General features: G+C 68.8%; 7 protein-coding genes. All 7 read right to left on the bottom strand.

Features of this window, described 5'->3' with window-relative positions:
- The coding region (locus ACTB72_RS20300; protein ID WP_463038841.1) for a biotin/lipoyl-containing protein at nucleotides 1–147 on the bottom strand (147 nt) is incomplete at its 3' end.
- Between the two features lie 11 nt (nucleotides 148–158).
- The gene (gene pdhA, locus ACTB72_RS20295) at nucleotides 159–1145 is read right to left on the bottom strand and encodes a pyruvate dehydrogenase (acetyl-transferring) E1 component subunit alpha (protein WP_463038840.1); all 987 of its coding nucleotides are present in this window, start codon (nucleotides 1143–1145) and stop codon (nucleotides 159–161) included.
- Nucleotides 1146–1343: 198 nt separating this feature from the next.
- Nucleotides 1344–1655, bottom strand: a complete 312-nt coding sequence (locus ACTB72_RS20290) for an FtsB family cell division protein (RefSeq protein WP_463038839.1) — start codon at nucleotides 1653–1655, stop codon at nucleotides 1344–1346.
- A 107-nt stretch (nucleotides 1656–1762) separates the two neighbouring features.
- Nucleotides 1763–2032, bottom strand: a complete 270-nt coding sequence (locus ACTB72_RS20285) for a hypothetical protein (protein ID WP_463038838.1) — start codon at nucleotides 2030–2032, stop codon at nucleotides 1763–1765.
- 134 nt (nucleotides 2033–2166) lie between these two features.
- A complete protein-coding gene (gene eno / locus ACTB72_RS20280; RefSeq protein ID WP_463038837.1) occupies nucleotides 2167–3441 on the bottom strand; it encodes a phosphopyruvate hydratase in 1275 nt (424 codons plus the stop codon).
- Nucleotides 3442–3535: 94 nt separating this feature from the next.
- Nucleotides 3536–3973, bottom strand: coding sequence for a Fur family transcriptional regulator (locus tag ACTB72_RS20275; protein WP_463038836.1), 438 nt, complete (start codon nucleotides 3971–3973; stop codon nucleotides 3536–3538).
- A gap of 200 nt (nucleotides 3974–4173) precedes the next feature.
- Nucleotides 4174–5028, bottom strand: a complete 855-nt coding sequence (gene mazG, locus ACTB72_RS20270) for a nucleoside triphosphate pyrophosphohydrolase (protein WP_463038835.1) — start codon at nucleotides 5026–5028, stop codon at nucleotides 4174–4176.
- Between the last annotated feature and the right edge of the window lie 226 nt (nucleotides 5029–5254).

The following is a 5254-nucleotide window of genomic DNA, read 5'->3' as shown; positions in this document are numbered from 1 at the left end:
CTCGAATTCCATCGTGGCCTTGTCGGTCTCGATCTCCGCGATCACGTCGCCGGAGGAGACCTTGTCCCCCTCCTTGACGTTCCATTTCGAAAGCGTCCCCTCCTCCATGGTCGGGGACAGCGCCGGCATCAGGATCTGGATGGTCATGTCGGGTCCCCTCAGGCGTAAACGTCGGTCCAGAGCTCGGAAAGATCCGGCTCCGGACTGGCCTGGGCGAACTCGGCCGACTTGTTGATCCGCTCGCGAACCTCCTTGTCGATGGCTTTCAGCTCATCGTCGGTGGCCCCGCCGGCCATCGTCAGCAGCTCGCGCACATGCTCGATCGGGTCGCGGGTCTCGCGCATTTTCGTCACTTCCTCGCGGGTCCGGTATTTGGCCGGATCCGACATCGAGTGACCGCGATAGCGATACGTATTCATTTCCAGGATATACGGGCCTTCGCCCGACCGGCAGTGCGCCACGGCCTTCACCGCCGCGTCGCGGACCGCCAGCACATCCATGCCGTCCACCGCCTCGCCGGGAATGCCGAAGGCCGCCCCGCGGGTGTAGAGCGCCGGCGAGGACGAGCCGCGCTTCATCGAGGTCCCCATGGCGTACTGGTTGTTCTCGATGATGAAGATCACCGGAAGCTTCCACAGGCTCGCCATGTTGAAGGTCTCGTAGACCTGGCCCTGGTTCGCGGCGCCGTCGCCGAAATAGGCGCAGGCCACGTGGTCGTTGCCGCGATACTTGTTGGCGAAGGCCAGGCCCGCGCCCAGCGGCACGTTGGCCCCGACGATCCCATGTCCCCCGTAGAATTCCTTCTCCTTGGAGAACATGTGCATCGACCCGCCCTTGCCGCGGGAATAGCCGCCTTCGCGCCCCGTCAGCTCGGCCATCACCCCGTCGGGATCCATGCCGCAGGCGAGCATATGCCCGTGGTCGCGATAGGTGGTGACCCGCTGGTCGCCTTCCTTCGCGGCCGCCTCGACCCCCACCACCACGGCCTCCTGGCCGATGTAGAGGTGGCAGAAGCCGCCGATCAGGCCCATGCCGTAGAGCTGGCCGGCTTTCTCCTCGAAGCGTCGAATGAGGAGCATGTCCCGATAATAACCGAGCAGCTCTTCCTTTGACGCGTTCGGCTTGCGTTGCCGTGTGGCGGCCATTGCAGGTCCTCCCGTCGTTTCGTCATGGGGCGCATCGTTCAGGGCGTCGACAGCCGTCTTACCGCCAAGGCAGCGCCGGCGCACGCAATAACTCGGTCCGGGAATTGCGGTTTGCAATGCGGGACGGGAAGTTTCGTGCGCTCGCGTATCGCTTCGCCTCGTCGGGCGTTCCGTCCGGCCGGGAGGGGGCGGGCCGCCTCAGCGGATGACGATCTCGTCGGCCCGCACATAGCCCAGCACCGCGCGGGCGCGCTCATCCAGCAGGTCGATGTCGAGATAGCGGTCCGACAGCCGATGGGTGAGATTCTCCATCCGCCGCCGCTCGGCCTGGATGCCGGCCAGCTGGGTCTCAAGCTCCGCCTTCTCCCGGGTCAGACGCAGCTGTTCGACCAGGCCGGTGTCGCCCTGCAGGGCCGCATAGCCGAAATAGCAGGTCGCGCCCACCACGAAGAAGCCGAATCCGGCCGCGATGGCCCGTCGCGTGGCGCCGTTCTCGTTCATGTCGCTCATCGCCCGTTCAAGGCCCACGCCTCGGCGCAGCCGCTGCTCGATCCTGGGCGGTTGACCGCCTCTGACGATCTTTTCTCACATTCTTGCGGGGATTTGAAGCGTTAAGCTCAGGCGATGGCGGAACGCAGGATCACCAGCACCGCCATCCCGGCCAGCACCACCGCGACCCGGCGCAGCGGGGGGAACCCGCCGCGGCCGCTCAGCCGGCGCTGGCTGCTCAGCGGCTTGACGGCGCGGCGCGGCTGGACCACCCGGTCGGCCGCGTCGGCGGCGAAGATGCGCAGATGATCGAGCGGGCCCTTCGGCTCGGCTTCGGGGCGGTCGGACGGGTAGCGACGAGAGAAGCGGCTGTCGGCCATGATGAACGCCCCGATCATTGGTCAGGGCTTCCCTTATCCTGCCGCGCATGTCGCAGGCATGAACGCGGGCTTCAGGCATCTTGCAGACACAGGATCTTGAAGGATGCCCTGCGCCCCGACCCGGTGGAAATCCGGGTCGGGGCGCGCGCCGCTCAGCCGCGCAGGATGGCCCGGCCGGCGAATTCCGCGGCCTCGCCCAGCTCCTCCTCGATGCGGATCAGCTGGTTGTACTTGGCCAGCCGGTCCGAGCGCGCCAGCGACCCGGTCTTGATCTGCCCGCAATTCAGCGCCACGGCGAGGTCGGCGATGGTGGCGTCCTCGGTCTCGCCCGAGCGGTGCGACATCACGCTGGTGTAGCGGGCCCGATGCGCCATCTCCACCGCCTCGATGGTCTCGGTCAGGGTGCCGATCTGGTTGACCTTGACCAGGATCGAATTCGCCGCACCCATGTCGATGCCGGTCTTGAGGCGCTTCGAATTGGTGACGAACAGATCGTCGCCGACCAGCTGGCATTTCTCGCCGATCAGGTCGGTGAGCGTCTTCCACCCCTCCCAATCATCCTCGGCCATGCCGTCTTCGATCGAGATGATCGGGTAGTCGGCCACCAGCTTGCCCAGATACTCGGCCATCTGCGCCGAGGTCAGCACCGCATTCTCGCCGGCAAGGTTGTATTTGCCATGCTCGTAGAACTCGGTCGAGGCGGCATCGAGCGCGATATGCACGTCGTCGCCCGGGCGGAACCCGGCTTTTTCGATGGACGCCATGATGAAATCGAGCGCTTCGCGGGTCGAGCCGATATTGGGCGCGAACCCGCCTTCGTCGCCGACATTGGTGTTGTGGCCCGCGGCTTTCAGCCCGGATTTCAGCGTGTGGAACACCTCCGCGCCCATCCGCACCGCCTCGCGGATCGAGGTCGCGCCGACGGGCATGATCATGAATTCCTGCACGTCGATGGGGTTGTCGGCATGCGCGCCGCCATTGATGATGTTCATCATCGGAACGGGAAGCATCCGCGCCGAAGTTCCGCCCACGTAACGATAAAGCGGCAGCCCCACGCATTCGGCCGCGGCCTTGGCGGCGGCGAGCGACACGCCCAGAATGGCGTTGGCCCCGAGCCGCGACTTGTTCTCGGTCCCGTCGAGCTCGATCATCGCGCGGTCGAGCACGATCTGCTCGGTGGCGTCGAAGCCGGCCAGCGCCTCGAAGATCTCGCCGTTGACGGCGTCGACCGCCTGCATCACGCCCTTGCCGTTGTAGCGCGCGCCGCCGTCGCGCAGCTCCACCGCCTCATGCGCGCCGGTGGAGGCGCCCGAGGGCACGGCGGCGCGGCCGAAGGAGCCGTCCTCCAGGGTGACGTCCACCTCGACGGTGGGGTTGCCGCGGCTGTCCAGAATCTCGCGTCCGGCGATGTCGACGATGGCGCTCATGCTCGGTCTCCATTGGCGGGCCCCGGGGAGGTTTCGCGCGCGAAACGCGCTCCGGGCGGGGCCGGGGTGGGTATGGGTTGCGAAGGACGGCCGCTCAGCCGCCCGGGTCGGATTTCTTGACGGGGCGGCGCAGCGGGCGGCCGTAAAGCTCCATGCGGTGACCCTTGAGCTCGTAGCCGAGGCGTTCGGCGACCTTGCGTTGCAGGGCCTCGATCTGCTCGTCGACGAATTCGATGACCTGGCCGGTGGCGAGGTCGATGAGATGGTCGTGATGCTCGCGCTCGGCGTCCTCGTAGCGTGCCCGTCCGTCGCCGAAATCGACCTTCTCGACGATCCCCGCGTCCTCGAACAGCTTCACCGTGCGGTAGACGGTGGCGAGGCTGATCCGCGCGTCCTCGACCGCGGCGCGGCGGTGCAGCTCCTCGACGTCGGGATGGTCGTCCGAGCATTCGAGCACGCGCGCGACGGTGCGTCGCTGCCCGGTCATGCGCAGGCCGGCGGCCTCGCAGCGCTCAAGTATCGTGTCGGGCATGGGCCGTCCGTCTCGCCGATCTTCCGCGCCGTGATAGACCATGGCCCCGCCAAGTCAAAGGGGCCAAGTCAAAGGGACCCGGTCGAAGGAGCGGCGGCGTCGCCGGCAGGACGGGAGCCGCGCGACGGCGGGGGCGCCCGCGGGACCGGCTCGCCCGCGCGGCAGGGGCGACGGGGGTGCGGGCTGGGTCGCCGCCCGGCTCACCCCTTTTCCGCTTTCTCCGCCGCCTTGGCCGCGTTCCAGAGCGCATCCATCTCCGCAAGGCTCGCCTCGCCCGGCGCGCGGCCGGCTTCGGCAAGGCCGGTCTCGACCGCGCGGAACCGCCGCTCGAACTTGGCGTTGGCCCGGCGCAGGGCGGCTTCGGGGTCGAGACCGAGCCGGCGGCCCAGATTGACCATGACGAAGGCGAGGTCGCCGAATTCGTCCTCCAGCGCGTCGCGATCGGCGAGGGCCTCGGCCTCGACCAGCTCCGCCGCCTCCTCGCGCAGTTTTTCCAGCACGTCGCCGGTCTCCGCCCAGTCGAAGCCGACGCGTGCGGCGCGTTTCTGCAATTTCAGCGCCCGGGTCAGCGCCGGCAGCCCCAGCGCCACGCCGTCCAGCGCCGAGAGCGGGGCGGCCGCTTCCCCCCGCGCCGCGCGCTCGGCGGCCTTGATCTTCTCCCATTCCACGGTCTGTCCCATGGCGTCGCGCCCGTCGGCGTCGTCGCCGAACACATGCGGATGGCGGCGGACCATCTTGTCGGCGACCCCGCGGGCGACGGAATCGAAGTCCCAGAGGCCCGCCTCCTCGGCCATGCGCGCGTGGTAGACCACCTGCAGCAGCAGATCGCCCAGCTCGTCGCGCAGGTCCGCCATGTCGCCGCGGGCGATGGCGTCGGCGACCTCGTGCGCCTCCTCGATGGTGTAGGGCGCGATGGAGGCGAAGTCCTGCTCGCGGTCCCAGGGGCAGCCGTCGGGGGCGCGCAGGCGACGCATGATCTCGATCAGCCGGGGCAGCGCCGCGTCCGGGTCATGGACCAGCGCGTCGGAGGCGTCGCGGGGCAGGGGGGCGGTCATCGCTGGGCTCCGGGCAGGGGATGGGGATGGGGATGGGGAGGTTCCCTTCCGCCTAGCCCCGTGACGGGCCCGGGATCAATCCCCAAGGGCCCACGCGTGACCGGCGGAGGCCGCGCGAACGCCGTTGCGTGGATTGCGTCGTCGCGCCCGCGCGGCGGGGCGAGGGCGGCGCGCGCGGCCCCGTCTCCCACCCCCGCGCGCCGCCTCCGCTCCCGCCCGGCGCGAC

It is taken from the genome of Albimonas sp. (genome assembly GCF_055129145.1).
This window is presented reverse-complemented; position numbering and strand designations above follow the sequence as displayed.